This is a genomic window from Nocardia spumae, from assembly GCF_020733635.1.
Lineage (GTDB): Bacteria > Actinomycetota > Actinomycetes > Mycobacteriales > Mycobacteriaceae > Nocardia > Nocardia spumae.
This window is the reverse complement of the sequence record NZ_JAJFZL010000001.1, coordinates 3,121,712-3,137,758: the sequence shown is the minus strand read 5'-3', so window position 1 is coordinate 3,137,758 and position 16,047 is coordinate 3,121,712. Positions and strand designations below refer to the sequence as shown.

Genomic DNA, 16,047 nt, shown 5'->3' with positions numbered 1-16,047 from the left:
GAGCCGGATCGGCATCCCGGCCCGGGGCGTATGCCGAATGGTTGCCGAACAGGGCGAATGACGGGGAGCCGGGTATGCGGAGATGAGGTCACAACCTCGTTACCGAACGGCCGCCGCGGCTCGCTCAGGCGGCGGTGTCCCGGCTCAGGGTCGCGATATCGCTGTCACTGAGCCGAACCGGCTGGACGATATCGCGGGCCCGGACCAATTGGACCGCCCGATACAGCGGGCGCTGCGCCAGTCCGGCATCGCGAGCCTCCGCGCGCAGTTGGCCGACCAGTAGTCCGGACAATGCCAGTGCCGCCGCGAGCTGGGCCGTGGACAGCGCGTCGGCCAGCTTCCGTAAACCCAGAATGTGCAGTTCACGACCGCTACCGGCGTCGGTGTACATGGCCAGCGGCACGGTCTGGGTGCGACCACCGGCGGTGACCCGCAGCGCGATCCGGCTCAGCCGCCCCGGATACACCAGTACCTCGACACCGGTGGCGGCCGCGATATCGAGCCGACGTCGGCCCAGTACGGTATGTGCCTCCAGGACGGTGCCGGTCAGCCAGATCCGCCGCCGCCGAACGCTCAGCGCGTAGAGCGCCGTCGGGGCGCCCAGGACACAGCCGATCACGACACCGGCCGGCCAGCTCACCACCAGCGCGACCACCAGGCCCACCACCACGCCCACCGCGATCGCGGCGAGGGCGAGCCGGCGCAGCGTCGGCGCGTACGTCTCCGGGGCGATCAGGTCCAGGCCGACCCGTTCCGGCGCGGCGGAATTCGGCGATTCGTTCACGAGCGCGCGATCAATCGCACTCGGCCGCGACGGAAATCGGTGCGCGACACGGTATCCCGGACATGCTCGGACAGTACTACCGTCGCGCCGCCAGCGCAGCCGCTACCTCGGTGACGGTGTCGGCGAGCGGAATCTGGCGCTGGTCGCCGGTGCCGAGATCCTTCAGGCCCACCTGTTCCTCGGCCAGATCGCGGTCCCCGAGCACCACGGCGAAGGCGGCACCGGACCGGTCGGCCGCCTTCATCGCGCCCTTGACGCCCCGGCCCCCGTAGGCCAGGTCCACCCGGATACCGGCCGCGCGCAGCTCCGCGGCGAGGACCACCAGCCGCGCCATGGCCTCCTCGCCCATCGGCACCCCGAAGACGTCGACGCGGGCCGGATCGCCGGCGATGACCCCCTCCGCCTGCAGCGCGAGGACCGTGCGATCGACACCGAGGCCGAAGCCGATACCCGACAGCTCCTGGCCGCCCAGCTGGGCCATCAGCCCGTCGTAGCGGCCGCCGCCGCCGATACCCGACTGTGCGCCCAGCCCGTCGTGCACGAATTCGAAGGTGGTTTTGGTGTAGTAGTCCAGACCACGCACCATGCGCGGGTTGACCGTATAGGGCACGCCCAGCGCGTCGAGATGGCCGAGTACCTGCTCGAAGTGCGCTTTCACCGAATCAGACAGGTGATCCAGCATCAGCGGCGCGTCCGCGGTCATCGCGCGGACCTCTTCGCGCTTGTCGTCGAGCACCCGCAGCGGGTTGATCTCGGCGCGGCGGCGGGTCGCGTCGTCCAGCGGCAATCCGAGCAGGAACTGCTGCAGCAGTTCCCGATACTGCGGACGGCAGGTGTCGTCGCCGAGAGAGGTGATCTCGAGCCTGAAGTTGCGCAGTCCGAGGGCGCGGAAACCCGCGTCGGCGACGGCGATCACCTCGGCGTCCAGCGCCGGATCGTCGACACCGATGGCCTCGACACCGACCTGCTGGAGCTGGCGATAGCGCCCGGCCTGCGGTTGCTCGTAGCGGAAGAACGGACCGGAGTAGCAGAGCTTGACCGGCAGTTGCCCGCGGTCGAGCCGGTGTTCGATCACCGCGCGCATGACGCCCGCGGTGCCCTCCGGGCGCAGCGTCACACTGCGGTCACCGCGGTCGGTGAAGGTGTACATCTCCTTGGAGACCACATCGGTCGATTCGCCGACGCCACGCGCGAACAGCGCGGTGTCCTCGAATACCGGAAGCTCCACATGTCCGTACCCGGCCAGTCGCGCGGCGCGCACGAGCCCGTCCCGCACGGCGACGAACTCCGCCGAGGCGGGCGGCACATAATCCGGAATCCCTTTCGGGGCGGTGAAGCTGCTGGTCTTGGTCACAATGGTCCAGTTTCCCCCACCCGGCCACGGCAAGTCCAACCGGTTCACCCCGCGGCGGGCCGAACTGGGCGATTGTACGGACCGCACGGGGAAGTTAGGTGTCATCTCAGGAACTGATGGCACACTCTTATGCCGATGAGCAACCGACACGGGAGGACCGGGTAGTGCCGACCAACGAACAGCGACGAGCGGCGGCCAAACGCAAGCTGGAACGCCGGCTGGCCCGACAGGCGCAGCGGGCGCGCAAGCGCAAGCAGCTGGCGATCGCCGGATCGGCCCTCGGCGTGGTCGTGGTGGTCGCGGCCGGAATCGGGATCTACTACCTGACGCGCGGCGACGACAGCCAGAACGCCGCGGCCTCGACTCCCGACGCCTCACTGTCGTCGACCCCGCAGGCCGCGCCGCCGCCGGCCGCCAAGCCCAAGGCCGCGACCGTCAACTGCGCCTACACCGATGCGGGCCCGGCGGCGAAGCCGGTCGACAAACCCGGCCAGGACGGCGTGTCGACCACCGATTCGCCGCGGGTCGCCGTCGACACCGACCGCGGTCCGATCGGGATCGCGCTCAACGCGGGTGAATCCCCCTGCACCGTCAACAACTTCGTCAGCCTCGTGCAGCAGAAGTTCTACGACGGCACGCCCTGCCACCGCCTGACCACCGGCGAGGGTCTGAAAGTGCTGCAGTGCGGCGACCCCAGCGGCAAGGGCAGCGGCGGCCCGGGATACGCGTTCGCCAACGAATATCCGACCGACCAATTCGCGCCGGGCGATCCGACCGCGCAGCAGGTTCCGGTCCAGTACAAGCGCGGTGTGATCGCGATGGCCAACAGCGGCCCCGATACCAATGGCAGTCAGTTCTTCCTGGTGTACGGCGACTCCCAGTTGCCGCCGCAGTACACCATCTTCGGCACCGTCGACGACGCCGGTCTGAAGACGCTCGACGCCATCGCCAAGGACGGCGTGCAGAACCCCGCCACCGGTGACGGCGCGCCGAAGCAGCCGGTCACCGTGAAGACGATGCAGCTGAGCTGATCCCCGGCGGTGCGGGCCCGGATCCGGTGCGACGGACCGGTCCGGGCCGGCACCACAGACCGGGCCCGCCGCCCGGACGCCGCCTGCGCGAAGGACATTCGGTCCCGCGCCGCTGTTTCACCGCGCTCACGCACGATACGCATTTGTTGCGGCGCCAAGTTAGGCTGCCCTGCACCACGCTGGTAATGTCGTACCACGGACTGCAATGCGGGCCCGGTCGAGGCCGGTCCCGCAGCGTTTTCCGGTGTCCACGTTGTGCAGAGAGATGGGGCTCGCCGGGCGAATTATCCCTTTCGTGTGGCGCAGTCCGATATGAAGCAGCACAATCGTCCACAGTGATAACTGCAGCATCGGGGAGCAGGTAATGGCCGAGGAAGTCGATGACATCGGCCGCGAGACCGCGGCTTTGATGAGGCAAATGTTGCAGCTGGCGACACTGGTCGCGCTGCGCACCCGCGAACGTGGTCAAAGAGAGGCCGAAGCTCGCGTCAAGGTCACTCAGGAACGGGTCAAGGACACCCGAGAGCGCATGCTCCGCGAGGCTCGCGAAGCCAAGTCGAAGGATCCGCGCAACCTGGAATTGGCCCGCATGCTCGAGCGTCCGGCCCTGGAACGCGGTGTGTCACTGGAGCGGGACCGCATCGAGCACGCCAATCTCGCGCGCAGCGTCCGTGCCGCAGACCGGCAGAAGGTCCGGGAGCGGGAACTGAGCCGCTACGACTCCCCCGAACGCCGTCAGGCGCTCGCGGCTCATCTGTCGCGGGTCGGGGTCGCGCCGGAATTGGCCGCCGTGCGAATGCTGATGGACGTCAGCCAGGCACAGCCGCCGCAGGCCGCCGTCCGCACCCGCCCGGAGGAACCGCCCCGGGTCACCCGCGCACGCGAGCACGAGGAGCGCATGCGCGAACGCGAGCGCACCCGGCGCTGACCGGTCCGAACGACGAGTGTGCCGCCGCCCGAAACGGGCGGCGGCACAGTTGTTTTCGGCGCGGCTCAGGCCTTCTTCGGATCGGCCGCACTCGGCTCGCCGAACATGCCCTGCTGCGGCGGGGTGAGCGGGAGCGGGCTGAGCATATCCTTGTGGCCGTTGCGGACACTGCAGTACTTGAACGGACCGCGCGGATCGAACAGCCGCGCCATATGCGGATCGGCGTGGTCGAGGAACCAGACGCTCATTCCGGTCTGCGCGTCCTGACGCAGGTATTCCCAAGCACGCCAGAGGGCTTCGAGCCGCATGGCCGCCTCGGCGTGCTTCCACCATTCCGGACACCACACGGTATCGGTGAGATCGGTGACCTGCCGACGGTAGACGAGGCTGAGATAGTTCTCGACGAACTCGACCACGTTGGAGTAGATCATGTCCTGGGGCTGATCGGTCACAGCGGGCGAACCTCCTCGGGCTGGCCGTAGGTCGTCGGCGGTTGTCCGGGCGTCGCGCCGCCGTCGAGCACGGTCCGCTCATCCACGAGATCGCTGATCGTGGTGCGGCGCTGCGGATCGTGGCGTTCGATGGAGTTGCGCACCTCGGAAGCGTACTCTCCCTCCCACCACGGGACGGTGCGCACCAGCACCGCCGGCGCACCCGAGGAGAATACGACCGCCCGGCCGCGCGGCAGCGTCGCCAGGGCATTCGCGTTGAGCGTGCGCGAGGACCCCAGCGACCGCGAATAGCTCTTGCCGCCTTTGGATTCCGATACCGACGCGGAGATCGAGTCGTAATCGCCGATCGCTTCCGAACGCGCCGCCAGGAAGGCCATATCGTCGACGCCCGGCCCGAGGACCTTGATGTTGGCCGCGGCCCACAGCGCTTCCATCCCGGCTTGCCCCCAGCACCGCACGCCCTGAGCCCACGACTGCAGCACGGTCATCACGACGATGCCGCGGGATCCGAAGTGGCTGTACTGCTTCGGCAGATCCTTCCAGCGCACGATATTGGCGGCCTCGTCCAGTACCGCGAGCAGCGGAATGTCGAGCCGACCCAGGTGCTGATGGGTGGCCTTGCGCATCGCCACGTCCACGACGGCCTCGGTGAGCGCACTGACGAGCGGGCCCGCCGAGCCGCGCCCCTCCAGTGACAGGCAGTAGAGCGTCGAGTTCCGGTCCAGGAAATCCCATTCGTCGAACTGGTAACGATCGCCCCCCGGGGTCACCCACTGGTGCACATTCGACAGTTTCAGGCAGCGCACCATCTTCTTCGCGGTACCGAAGATACTGTCCCGCACGCGTTCGGCCGTGTTGTACTGCTGCGCCAGACCGGAGGCGACGAGATGGTGACCGGCGGCACGCAGCAGCTGGACCGACTCCGAGTCACTCGGATCGGTGACCCAGTACCACACCTGGGTGATGGGCCGATTGGCCACGGCAGCGGCCAGGAACAGACCCGCCAGCAGATCCTCGGCCTCGGGGTCGAAGTAGCTGTCGGGCGTTCCGTCGCCACCGTCGTCGGCGTCCGCGAAATGGCCGGCGAGGCGGGCCGCCCGCATCTCGCACCCCTCGTGGCGGGCATCGACCCAGCCCAGCGGATCCCAGAACCAGGCGGCGTGCTGCTCACTCGCCACGCCCTGCGGATCGAAGACGAAGGTGCGAGATCCCTTGCTCTCGCGCACTTCTCGTGTCGCGTCGACCACATCACGCTTATTGGAGGTCACCAGCACCGGACCCACCGCCGACAGGATCGCCGGGATCACCCGGGCGGTGGTCTTGCCCTGGCGCGGACCCCAGATGTCGAGATGCAGGTCCTCGTAGGAGCCGAAGAGCATCGCACCGTCGGCGACCCCCACCCCGATCGGCACACCGGGTGAATCCTCGTAGCCCAGCCGTACACCCAGCTGCTCGGCCTTCGCCCGGACCCCGGCCTCGGTGAGTGCCGCGATCGCGCCGCCCGACCCCATGTACTGGGCCTTGTCGTCGACCGGCAGCTTCCCGCGGCCCTTGCGCTTCTTCATTTCCCGGCGCACCATCACGATCGCCACCACGACCAGCACCACCAGCAGCACGATCACCGTGGACGGACCCGGCCAATGCAGTTGCCCCCGTGCGATCTTGGCGACGTCGGCAACCGGGTTGATCGGAATGTCCTGTGGCACGGTCGACAGCTTGTTGCCGAGATGCAGCGCGACCCACAGGGTTCCGACGATCGCGAAACCGATGTAGATCATGTACAGGCTGACGTCGGGACCCGGATCGGCCGGGTCCTTCACCTTCTTCGCCATCTCGCCTCCTGAGGTGACCGGGAATATGGATGCGGCTCAACGAAATCCGTCGAGCCGCCAACCGTCTGGGGTGTGGACGACGGTGGCGATCACCGTCGTCGGTGGCAACGCGTCGCGCTTGCCGTCGGTGCCGACGGCGGTCTGCTCGATGCCGATCTTGTACTGGCGGTGGTCCGGGTCGCCCGCATTGGGCGCCGATTCGCCGGACGCGAAGGTGAATGCCTCGACCCGCATCCCGGCACGTCCCCAGTCGGCCCACTGCAGGGTCGGATTGGGGGTCTGGCCGTCCACCGGGGTGTCGAGCGTGTGAAGCAGGCTGGGACCGAGCCATTTCCGGGCACGCGAGAGCGACGCGCCCTGCATTTCGCGGGCCGGGTACCAGGTGAAGATCTCGCGCAGCGCGGCCACCGCCACACCGTCCGGCGTGGTGGGATCGGGTGCGGGCGCGGCCTCGAGTTGCCGCGGCGTCGAGGTGACGGCGGAGGAGCCGGCCTGCTCGGACTGTCCCGCGCAGGCGCCGGTCAGCAGTGCGACGCTCGCCACCAGCATCACCACCAGGTTCGCGTAGACAATTCGTGCCGCGGGTCGGCCGCCCGGCGCCCGACATGCCGGGCGTTCTGTCCAGGTTATCGGTCCCGGCGCTCCCCCGGCGACTCCCGGCAGCGCGACGACCTCGGCGTGTCCCGAATGTGGCGACCTCACAACACCCTCCGTAACCGTGCATCACCGGGCACCGGCGCCTCACTGACGCCTGAGGGATCGGCCGCACGGATCATGCGACCGTCACCGGCGTAGATCCCCACCTCCGCCGGACCGCGCGGGCCGAACCGGGAGAACACCAGATCACCCGGCGCGGCATTGCGAATCGGCACCTCCACACCGGCCTCCCACTGCTGTTCGGCGGTCTGCGGCAACGTCTTGGCGCCGGACGAGGCGGCGAACACCGCGGCCGAGGTCAACCCCGGCCCGTCCAGGCCGCCACCGGTGGGCCCCTGCGGACCGCCGCCGCCCCAGACGTACGGGGTTCCCATCCACTGTTGCGCGGCCGCCAGCACATCGGCTCCGCCCGAACCGTGGCCGGGCTGGAATCTGCCGGTCGACCCGGGCGCCCGGTACTGCGCCTCCATCGCCAGGATGTTCGCGACATAGGGGCGGGTTTCGGAGTAGTGCGCGGCAACCTGATTCGGCATACCGCCGGAGGCGAGCACCGCACCCTCACCGGCGTTGTAGGCGGCCAGCGACAGGGGCACCACATCGCCGTGCACCTTGCCCTCCCCGATCCAGCGCTCGACCTGATGGGCGATCGAGCACATGTACCGCCCCTGGGCGATGATCGCGTCGCCGTCGTCCCACAGACTGCTCTGCCCGTTGCCGTCCGCGTCGAGCAGATAGGGCCGGCCGTCGTCGGGATCGGCGGCGCGAGCGGTACTGGGCAGGAACTGGGCCAGGCCCTGCGCTCCCGCAGGGGAGGTGAGACCGCGCCGGAAACCGGATTCCTGACGGCCCTGAGCCGCCAGTACCGATGCGGAGATCTCCGGGCACAGCGAACCCGCCCGGCGGTACCAGACCTCGAGTTCGGGCGGCACCTTCCCATCGGCGAGGGCGCCGCCCGCGGTACCGAATCCACGGCTGCACAGTGGATTCGGCGACCACGGGAACGCGCCGCCGCCGTTCGGCGTCAGCGCGCCGTCGAGCCAGGGCAGCGGATCGATCTGATGCCCACCGGTCAGCCGGCCGCCGGGCACGATCTCGAAATGCAGGTGCGGGCCCGTGGATTCGCCCGCGGAGCCGACCGCACCCACCTGCTGGCCCGCACGGACCCGCTGCCCGACCCGTACCCCGACTCCGCTGTCCCATTCGTGGCCGTAGACCGCGGAGAAGGGACGGCCGTTGACGTCGACGGAATCGATGACGATCCAATTGCCGAAGCCCGACGCGGGCCCGGCAGCCACGACGACACCATCCGCGACGGCGAATTCCGGGGTACCGTCCGGCGCGGCCAGATCGACGCCCAGATGGCTGCCTCCGCGGGCGCCGAACGGGTCGGAGACCGTGAACGACCCTGCCGGCAGCGGCCAGGTGCGTCGCAGCGGAGCGATCCCGGCGGCCAGCGAAGGAGCACCCGTCACCTCCGGATTCGCCCCCGCGACAGGGATATCCGCGGCACTCGGAGTCGGCGACGTGGTGCCGGCCGGCGCCGAGGCCGTCGGCGTCCCGGATCCCGGCTGCGTCGCGTGCGCCGCCCACGGCGCATCGGAGGTGTCGGGCAGACCCGAACCGGGACCCGTCGGCTCATCGGCGCACGGATCCTCCGACGACGGCAGCACGATCACCACCACCAGGGTGATCAGAGATATCACACCGCCGAGCACGAGGGCGGTGACGGTTTTCGCGTTCACCGCGCACCTGTCATGTCGCGCGGCGGGTTTCGTTCAGGGTTTCCACCAGCGTGCGGTTCATCTCCGCCGCGGCCGCCAATTGTTGTTGCAGCAGCGCCACTTTCCGCCGCAGGGCCACCGCGTCCATCCGTTCCAGGCTGGGGCCCTCCGCCGCCCGCACCCAGTTGCGAACCGAATTGGTGTGCACGCCGATCTGTTCGGCGACGACTCGGCAGGCCTCCGACTCGCTGCGCAGCTTGTCGGTCAGCGCGACAACCTGCTCCACCGCCGCCTTGCGCACCTGCGGTGACACTCTGCGGTATGACCTGTGCGGCATCACGCGGCACTCCCCTCGTCGCCCCGGCGGGCCGTGGATTCGGTGAATTCGCTGAAACGCTGGTTGGTTTCGTGGATTCCGCTCTCCTTCTCCGATGCGGTGAATTCCATTTGGAACGGAATGCCGGGGCGGCGATCCTCACCGATCTTGAGCAGGAATTTTCCGGTGCCGGGCGCCGGTGGACGGGCCTGGCCGGGTTTGAGCGCTTCACCGGTCAGCGCCTGCGGCGCGGACCAACTGGTCACCATCTCCTCCTCCGCGGAGGTGAACGGGATGGTGGAGTCCAAACGGCTGATCTCCTCGGGCGGCAGTGCTCCGAAGATCTTGGCGCGGGCGCGTTCCAGGAAGCCGAGCGCCTTGGCGATCGCCGCTTCCGAACCGAGCGACTGGAGATCCTTGATGGTGTGGCTGATCATGATCAGCGAGGTGGCCATACCGCGCTGCAGCCGGGTCAGCTCGTCGACGCGGTCGACCATGAAGTCGCCCAGGCCCAGCACCTGCCACAGTTCGTCCATGACGACCTGGAAGTAGCGCTGCGGGCCCAGTTTGCCGTCGGCCAGCACGTGCGCGGCCTCGACGGAGGCGAAGCCGTCGGCCCAGCAGGCCAGCATCACCGCGGCCTTCAATTTCTTGTCCCCGGAGGGGATATGGGAGACGTCGATGCACACCGCCACCGCCGAGGTGTCGATCGGAGTCGTGGTCTGGCCGTTGAAGACCGCGCCGAACGGCCCCTGGGTCAGTGCGCGCAACGACCGGCGCAGCCCCTTCGTCGCCTCGTGATATTCGTCGGTGTTGTCGGCCCCGGCATCGAGCATCAGTTCCTGACCGCCGCCGATGACGATATCGAGCAGATCGTCCATGATGGGCGGGGATTCGGGTGCGAAACCACTGCCCTCCCGATACAGGATGCGCAACGCCGTCGAGATCAGGGTCTCCTCGTAATCGCGGACCCGGGCCCCGCGCACCAGTTCCACCAGGCCGGCGATCAGCGTCACCTGCCGGGCACGCAATTCCTGGGTCACCTGCAACTGCAGCGCCGGCATGTCGGCGAGCAGCGGCACGATCGATCCGAGGACACCACCGGCGAGCGGGTTGAGTTTGCCGTGCCCGTAACCGAGGTCGATGACCTGGCCGCCGACCATCTCCACCATCTTGCGGTAGTCCGGTTTGACATCGGCCAGGATCAGCGGCGTGATGCCCTGCGCGACGCCACCCAGCACGATCCGGCGCACCAGCGAGGACTTACCGAATCCGTTGAGCCCCAGTACGAAAAGGCTCGGCGCGGTGATGAAGCTGCCGCGCATGAACCAGTTCATCGGATCGAAGCAGACCGGCGCGCCCGTGTGCAGATGGGAGCCGAGCGGGGTGCCGATCAACGGGGCGCCGGCGCCCACCGACCACGGCCACAGACCCGCGACCTGAGCGGTCGTGGCCCGGTATTCGACCGGACGTCCGACGACGTTCATCCGGCCTCCACCGGCGCCGATATAGCCGCGGTCGGTCAATTGCGAGGTGCCGCGGTCGAATCCGTCCTCCACGACCGATTCGATACGAGCGGCGGCGTTGACCCGGCGCAGATCGTCGGTGCGGATCCGGAACGCCGCCCACGCGGCGCGCAGGCCGACACCCTCACGGGCGACCGCTTCCAGCCGTGCCCGCGCCGCGTCGTCGAGCAGCGGCGGACCCTGGTTCTTCTTCTTGGCGGGGCGGTTGCGGCGATTGCGGCGGTCACCGTCGTCTCCGCGGCGGACGGCTTCCGAAAGCTGTTCGTAGGAGGCCATTTTCGAGCCGCTGCGATCGCGCAGGGTACGCTGCCCCCGACCGCCGCGCCGGGCGGCTCCCTCGGAACGCCGGTCCGCGGATCGTTCGGCACCGGAACCGTTGTCGTATCCCGAGCCACGGCGTGGCACCCGCTCGTCATCGCCGGTCACGGTACGGCCCCCTCGGGTCCTGGACGGGGGCAGCCGGTCGAATCCGGCGGGCGGATCGGACGGGTCGGGCGTGCCATTCGCATACGAGATCTCTCGGTCATCGGGCCGTTCATCCGGTCCGCTCACCCGACGGCGCTTGCGGCCGCTCGGCGAAGTATCGTGCGCCGCTGCGGCATTGCCGTGCCCGCGGGGATCATCGGCCTCGATATTCGCGGGCGGCTCACCGCCCGGCGCGGCGTCGGCACTCGCCGGGTCGGTATCCGCCTGCCGTGCAGCGGTTTCGGCGTTCGCGGGATCGGCGCCCGGTCCGTCCGTCGGCACCTGCCGACGGGACTCGGCCGTACCGTCGCCGTCGGTCACCGACTGCCCGGTGTCGAACGTGGCGGTCCGAGAGGTATCGGTGCCCGGCCGTGCCGCGACAGCACCCTCCGTCCCGGCGCCGACCGTTCGCTCGACGTGCCCATCGGCGCCGGAATCGCCCCGGTGCGCGTCACCACGCGCGCCACGTTCCTCGCGGGCCTCGCCGCCGTCACCCCGGGTCCGGCCGCGGCCCGTGTCGGTGTCACGGCCGGAGACCGACGGATCCGCGGCACGCCGGGCACGGGGCCGGGTGTAGCTCTCCTCGCCCGGGCGCGCTCGCCCGGCACGATCGCCCTCACGTGCCGGGGTCGAATGATCCGCGCCGACACCGCTACGGCGCCGCGGATCCTCCACGCTGAGCTCGGGCAGCGTACGGCGCCGGGTGGAGCCCCGGGAGCCGCTACCGCGAGTGCGCCCGGCCTCCTCGGCATCCGAGTCGCCGCGTGGACGACGATGTGCGCGCCCGGCCTCCTCGGCCGCGTCCGCGTCCGCGTCCCGGCGGATCCGGCCGGGCTCCTCGTGCCGGGAACGCCGGCGGATCGGGCGCAGCGGGACATCGTCCCAATCGGCAGGTGCGCCACCGTACCCCGAGTTCGGGAGGCCGGGCGCATAGGCCTCGGCACCCCACTCGTCGTCGTGGACCGACCGCCCGCGCTGCCGGGTGGGGACCGGATTCTCCGGATCCACCACCCGTTCGCTGTAGCGCGGCGGTTCGCCGCGGTAGCGGACCGGTGGCTCCTGATCACCTGCCATATCTGCTCACCCCGCCAATGCTTTCGGAATACTCGCGTGTTCCGGCAGGATCACCCCGCAGCCGAGCGAGGCCGCGAAGGCCGCGGCCTGGTAGCGGTAGCATCGCCGGATCTTCAACCGGGCCTGCGTGGACAAGTCGCGTGTAATCGCCTCGATCCGAGGCAGATCGCCGCGCAGGGGTTCGGTGATCGTGACCAGCGCACCGAACCGGGTCACACCGTGACCGCGGGCCTGTTCCTCGCGGGCCTGCTGGGTGGCTCCCACCCGCAGTGTCGCCGACGCCGACACGACGCCTCGCTCGCTCTGCTGCGCGACCAGTGCGTTCTTGTAGTCGTCATCGACGATCTCGGCAGCGTCCGCGGCCGAATGCGGCCGATAGACGATCGCGATCCGCTTGCGCGGCACTTCGGGATTGGGTGCCAGCAGGCGCTGCAGCACCCGCTCGTCCACCGCGCCCTCGGGTGCGGCATCCATTTCCCACGTCACCGAACGACCACCGTCGTGGATGAACTGATCCCAGCGCTCCTCGTGCGAGATCGGGCCGGCGTCGGCCCAGTCCAGCCCGTGCCCGCCGGCCTCACCGGAGGCGACCTCGAGGTCGGCCTGCGCGGCCGGGTCGTAGCTGCGTCGGATGAACGAGATCACCTCGTCGGCCGACATCGGCTGAGCCCGCACACCGGCTTCGGCCAGCGCCGCGCAGATGCCGGGCAGGCGACGGCCGATCTCGACGGCTTCCTCGGCGGGATTCTTGCGACGCTCGGCGGTGGTGGCCTTGAACGTGATCGCCACCCGGGGCAGCAATTGCACCCGCTCCTGGGGCAATTCGGTGGCCAGCTCGTACATGACCTGCTGGGCCAACGCCGGCGACTCCGGCCGGGTGATCGTGGAAACCTCGGTCAGCAGCCGGTTTCCGGTCTCCGGCACCGTGTCGATCACTGGGACGACCGCGATGATGTCGGAGGTCTGGCCGAGCGAGGCCAGGAATGTGCCCCACGCGGCGACCCACCGATCGATCACCGGCTGGTCGACCGCTTCGTGGCCCTGCGGCCAGGCCCGCAGTACGACTGTGTACTGGGCGAATTGGGGAAGGTGGATCATGCCGAAGCTGTAGCCGCCCGCGTCGATGCCCTCGTACAGGCGCGAGGGCGCCATCAGTCCGGGCAGGCGAGCCACGCCCCCGGGGATGCGGGAGAAGCGGCCACCGCGATAGACATGCTCGCCCTTGCTGCGGCCGCGCAACCAATGGAACATCATCAATCCCGTCTCGTAACCGGAGCGGCCCCCCGTCCGCCATACCAGTGGAACCATTACGACCACGCCGATGACGGCGACGAACAGCGCCGGTTTCGGTCCGGCGACCAGGGCCGTCAGCAGCGCGGTGATGACGACCACGAAGCCGAGCACCGTCTCGCCCCAGCGCAGTCCGAAAAGACCCGCGCTGCGGGGTTTCTGCCACAGCCCGTACGAGCGGTGCTCGTAGGTATCGGTCGTCGTCATCGTGGAATGGTGCTCCTGCCGAGGTCGGGTGCGCGGTTGGCCCACCGGTCACCGGCGATATCCCCCATCGCCTCGTCCGCGCGATTGAGGCTCGCGCCCGCGGCGCGGGCGGTCGCGATGTTGTTCATGGCCCGCGACGCGCCGGATGATGCCTGCGCGGCACCGCCGGGCGCCCGCGGACTCGCGGGCGCCTGCTGCCCGCCGCCGCCCGGCCGTGGGCCACGGGGTGGCACGGGACGCGGACTGCCGCCACCGCGGCCGGTACCGCCGGGCGGTCGCTGACCACGGCCACGGCCGACATATCCGGGCGCGCCGGCCGCGGCCTGACCCCGCACGCCGACCGCCTTGGTGCCGACCGCGCCGAGTGCGGCCGCGCCGAGCAGAACCGCACCGGTGGCGGCGAGACCGGAACCACCGCTACCCACGAACGCCACCGCTGGGTGGACCAGCCGCATGAGGGCGGGCAGCACGAATGCCACACTGCACAGCAGCACGATCGACACGAGCATGCGCTGTGCCTGATCGGCATTGGGCAGACCGGAGGTCGGAGTGGTCTGGTTGGTGTCCCCGGCGGTCACGAACGCGATCATGTAGACGATCGCGGCCACCGGTTTCCACAGCATGAAGGCGATGATCCAGCCGATCAGCTTCGGATACGCCTGCCGGCCGGTACTCGTCCCCGACGCCGCCGCCGCGAGAGGCAGCACGCCCGCCGCTACGACCAGCATGCCCTGGCGGACGATGGCCAGCACGATCTGCGCCAGCGCGCCGAGGAGGCCGACGATCGCGATGATCAGAACCAGACCCGGCGAGAACGCCTGCAGTTTCGAGGTTTTGATCATCAACTCGGCCAGGCTGCGGGCATTGCCGTTCGTGGCATCCTCGATCACCCACTGCGAGAAGCGGTCCGACGCCTGCGTCCCGGCGACGATCACCGCGCCCAGCATCCAGGAACTGAACACCACTCTGGCGAACATGCGGAACGATTCGGCGGCCTCACTCAGTGCCGCACCCCGTCTGGCCTCGGCCAATCTGGCGCCGGACAGGATCACCGACACGATCAGCAACAGAATCTGCGCCTGATACGTGTAGTCGTTGATCCGCTGGAACAACTCCCCGCCGTTGCTGATTCGCTCGTTGGGCACCTTCATCCAGAAGGTGAGGGCCAGGATCAAGGCCTGCCCGAGACCGTTCATCAGCGAGTCGACCACCTTGCCGAAGGTGGAGTCCCAGGCCTTGTCCTTGACCGCGTTCGCGGCATCACCCGGGTGGGTGGCGGCGTTACCGGCCTTGCACGCCGCGGAGGCGGCGTCACCCAGAGAGGCTCCGGGCAGGCCCAGGCCGTCGAGATTGTCGTGAATCTCGTTGCAGGTCTGATCGAATCCGTAGGTCTGCCCGTAGGCGACCGTCGGCGTCGCGATCATGACGGTGAACACGACCGCGAGGATCGTGACGATGCGCCTCACCATGAGATCCACTCCTCGATGCGTCGCTGGGAATCGATCCGGACCATCGGCTGACTTTCGTGCCTTTCCGACAAATGTGGTGGTCACCATCGGGTCCACCCCTGCAGTGTGTCGACGTACTGGTTGCCGCCGGTGCCGGAATCGGCGGGTTTGAGCCGCCAATCCCCGTTGTCCCACACCATGATCAGCCGGATCGCTGCCCACACCTGCTTGCCGTCGTTGACCGGTCCGCGCGCGGCCAGCCGGACGATCGCCATATCGTCGGCGTAGTTCTCGATCTGGAACGCATCCGGTGCGACCAGGTACCGGGTGATTCGATCCGGTTGCTGCTCCGGCAGTTTGCCGCTGCCACGCGCCTTGTCGTAGGCCGCGATCTGCTGGGCCGAGACCCGGACCTGGCGAACGTAGAGATCGCGGTTGCCCGGTCGCGCGTTGAGCCGGTAGGTGATCTGTGCCGCAGCCAAAGCCGCCCCCTGCGGTGTGTGGGAATACCCGACGGCCAGACCGTTCTCGTCGATACGGGTGGGGCCGTCGCTGGTGGAGAACGGCACCGAGGCGCCGTAGACCCGCTGCCAGCCACGTTGTTCGGTGGTGCCGGCGGGCGCCGCAGTCAGCCAGTCCGAATCCGACGAACCGTGCTCCTGCGATGGATTCTGCGGAAGCGGTTGCCCCGCAGGGTTGTTCGGAATATCGACCCGGCGGCCGAACAGATCCACGTCGGGTGCGGCGAATCCGGTAGCACCCGAACCGGCCGCCGGTGAGGGCGCCGAATCCGGTTGCCGGGGTACGGGTCCGGGCGAGGAGGTATCTCGGCCGACGTACATGAAGATGCCGACGATCACGATCAGGGCGAGGACCGCCGCGGAGGCGACGACGCCGAAGGAGACGCCACGTTCCCCGGTGTCGTTCTTATCGCTCATGCGGTCACCTCCGATCGTCGAATA

General features: G+C 69.1%; 13 protein-coding genes. 2 read left to right on the top strand and 11 right to left on the bottom strand.

Annotation, left to right across the window (positions count from 1 at the left end; translation table 11 throughout):
* Positions 1 to 124: 124 nt before the first annotated feature.
* Together LKD76_RS13935 and hisS are read right to left on the bottom strand one after the other, a co-directional pair.
* The gene (locus tag LKD76_RS13935) at positions 125 to 784 is read right to left on the bottom strand and encodes a hypothetical protein (RefSeq protein ID WP_227981748.1); all 660 of its coding nucleotides are present in this window, start codon (positions 782 to 784) and stop codon (positions 125 to 127) included.
* A 76-nt stretch (positions 785 to 860) separates the two neighbouring features.
* Complete coding sequence (gene hisS / locus LKD76_RS13930) at positions 861 to 2,138, bottom strand: histidine--tRNA ligase (protein ID WP_227981747.1); 1,278 nt, start codon at positions 2,136 to 2,138, stop codon at positions 861 to 863.
* 164 nt (positions 2,139 to 2,302) lie between these two features.
* On the opposite strand from hisS, the gene LKD76_RS13925 reads away from it, so the two are divergent.
* Complete coding sequence (locus LKD76_RS13925) at positions 2,303 to 3,169, top strand: peptidylprolyl isomerase (RefSeq protein ID WP_227985243.1); 867 nt, start codon at positions 2,303 to 2,305, stop codon at positions 3,167 to 3,169.
* 364 nt (positions 3,170 to 3,533) lie between these two features.
* Positions 3,534 to 4,097 (top strand): hypothetical protein, encoded by a 564-nt coding sequence (locus LKD76_RS13920; RefSeq protein WP_227981744.1) that lies wholly within the window; start codon positions 3,534 to 3,536, stop codon positions 4,095 to 4,097.
* A gap of 65 nt (positions 4,098 to 4,162) precedes the next feature.
* On the opposite strand, the gene LKD76_RS13915 is transcribed toward LKD76_RS13920, so the two are convergent.
* From LKD76_RS13915 to LKD76_RS13875, 9 genes are all read right to left on the bottom strand, one after another.
* On the bottom strand, positions 4,163 to 4,549 hold the full coding sequence (locus LKD76_RS13915) for a DUF4913 domain-containing protein (RefSeq protein ID WP_227981740.1): 387 nt from the start codon (positions 4,547 to 4,549) through the stop codon (positions 4,163 to 4,165).
* On the bottom strand, positions 4,546 to 6,381 hold the full coding sequence (locus LKD76_RS13910; RefSeq protein WP_227981738.1) for a type IV secretory system conjugative DNA transfer family protein: 1,836 nt from the start codon (positions 6,379 to 6,381) through the stop codon (positions 4,546 to 4,548). The genes LKD76_RS13915 and LKD76_RS13910 overlap by 4 nt, the downstream gene beginning before the upstream one ends.
* Before the next feature lie 36 nt (positions 6,382 to 6,417).
* Positions 6,418 to 6,930, bottom strand: a complete 513-nt coding sequence (locus LKD76_RS13905; RefSeq protein ID WP_227981737.1) for a hypothetical protein — start codon at positions 6,928 to 6,930, stop codon at positions 6,418 to 6,420.
* Positions 6,931 to 7,079: 149 nt separating this feature from the next.
* Entirely contained in the window at positions 7,080 to 8,780 is a 1,701-nt protein-coding gene (locus tag LKD76_RS13900) for a peptidoglycan DD-metalloendopeptidase family protein (protein ID WP_227981736.1), read from the bottom strand.
* A gap of 10 nt (positions 8,781 to 8,790) precedes the next feature.
* A complete protein-coding gene (locus LKD76_RS13895) occupies positions 8,791 to 9,096 on the bottom strand; it encodes a transposase (protein WP_210743180.1) in 306 nt (101 codons plus the stop codon).
* Complete coding sequence (locus LKD76_RS13890; RefSeq protein WP_227981734.1) at positions 9,096 to 12,140, bottom strand: hypothetical protein; 3,045 nt, start codon at positions 12,138 to 12,140, stop codon at positions 9,096 to 9,098. The genes LKD76_RS13895 and LKD76_RS13890 overlap by 1 nt, the downstream gene beginning before the upstream one ends.
* A 6-nt stretch (positions 12,141 to 12,146) precedes the next feature.
* Positions 12,147 to 13,637 (bottom strand): SCO6880 family protein, encoded by a 1,491-nt coding sequence (locus LKD76_RS13885; RefSeq protein ID WP_227981732.1) that lies wholly within the window; start codon positions 13,635 to 13,637, stop codon positions 12,147 to 12,149.
* Positions 13,634 to 15,106, bottom strand: a complete 1,473-nt coding sequence (locus LKD76_RS13880; RefSeq protein ID WP_227981730.1) for a hypothetical protein — start codon at positions 15,104 to 15,106, stop codon at positions 13,634 to 13,636. The genes LKD76_RS13885 and LKD76_RS13880 overlap by 4 nt, the downstream gene beginning before the upstream one ends.
* An 80-nt stretch (positions 15,107 to 15,186) precedes the next feature.
* Positions 15,187 to 16,023 carry a DUF8175 domain-containg protein gene (locus tag LKD76_RS13875; RefSeq protein ID WP_227981728.1) on the bottom strand — a complete coding sequence of 279 codons (837 nt, stop codon included), beginning with the start codon at positions 16,021 to 16,023 and terminating at the stop codon, positions 15,187 to 15,189.
* Positions 16,024 to 16,047 lie beyond the last annotated feature (24 nt).

Bases quoted from the DNA above. Each gene is read 5' to 3' on its own strand.
- LKD76_RS13920 (WP_227981744.1), top strand. From the start codon at position 3,534: ATGGCCGAGGAAGTCGATGACATCGGCCGCGAGACCGCGGCTTTGATG.
- LKD76_RS13910 (WP_227981738.1), bottom strand. From the start codon at position 6,381: ATGGCGAAGAAGGTGAAGGACCCGGCCGATCCGGGTCCCGACGTCAGC.
- LKD76_RS13905 (WP_227981737.1), bottom strand. From the start codon at position 6,930: ATGCTGGTGGCGAGCGTCGCACTGCTGACCGGCGCCTGCGCGGGACAG.
- LKD76_RS13895 (WP_210743180.1), bottom strand. From the start codon at position 9,096: ATGCCGCACAGGTCATACCGCAGAGTGTCACCGCAGGTGCGCAAGGCG.
- LKD76_RS13890 (WP_227981734.1), bottom strand. From the start codon at position 12,140: ATGGCAGGTGATCAGGAGCCACCGGTCCGCTACCGCGGCGAACCGCCG.
- LKD76_RS13885 (WP_227981732.1), bottom strand. From the start codon at position 13,637: ATGACGACGACCGATACCTACGAGCACCGCTCGTACGGGCTGTGGCAG.
- LKD76_RS13880 (WP_227981730.1), bottom strand. From the start codon at position 15,106: ATGGTGAGGCGCATCGTCACGATCCTCGCGGTCGTGTTCACCGTCATG.
- LKD76_RS13875 (WP_227981728.1), bottom strand. From the start codon at position 16,023: ATGAGCGATAAGAACGACACCGGGGAACGTGGCGTCTCCTTCGGCGTC.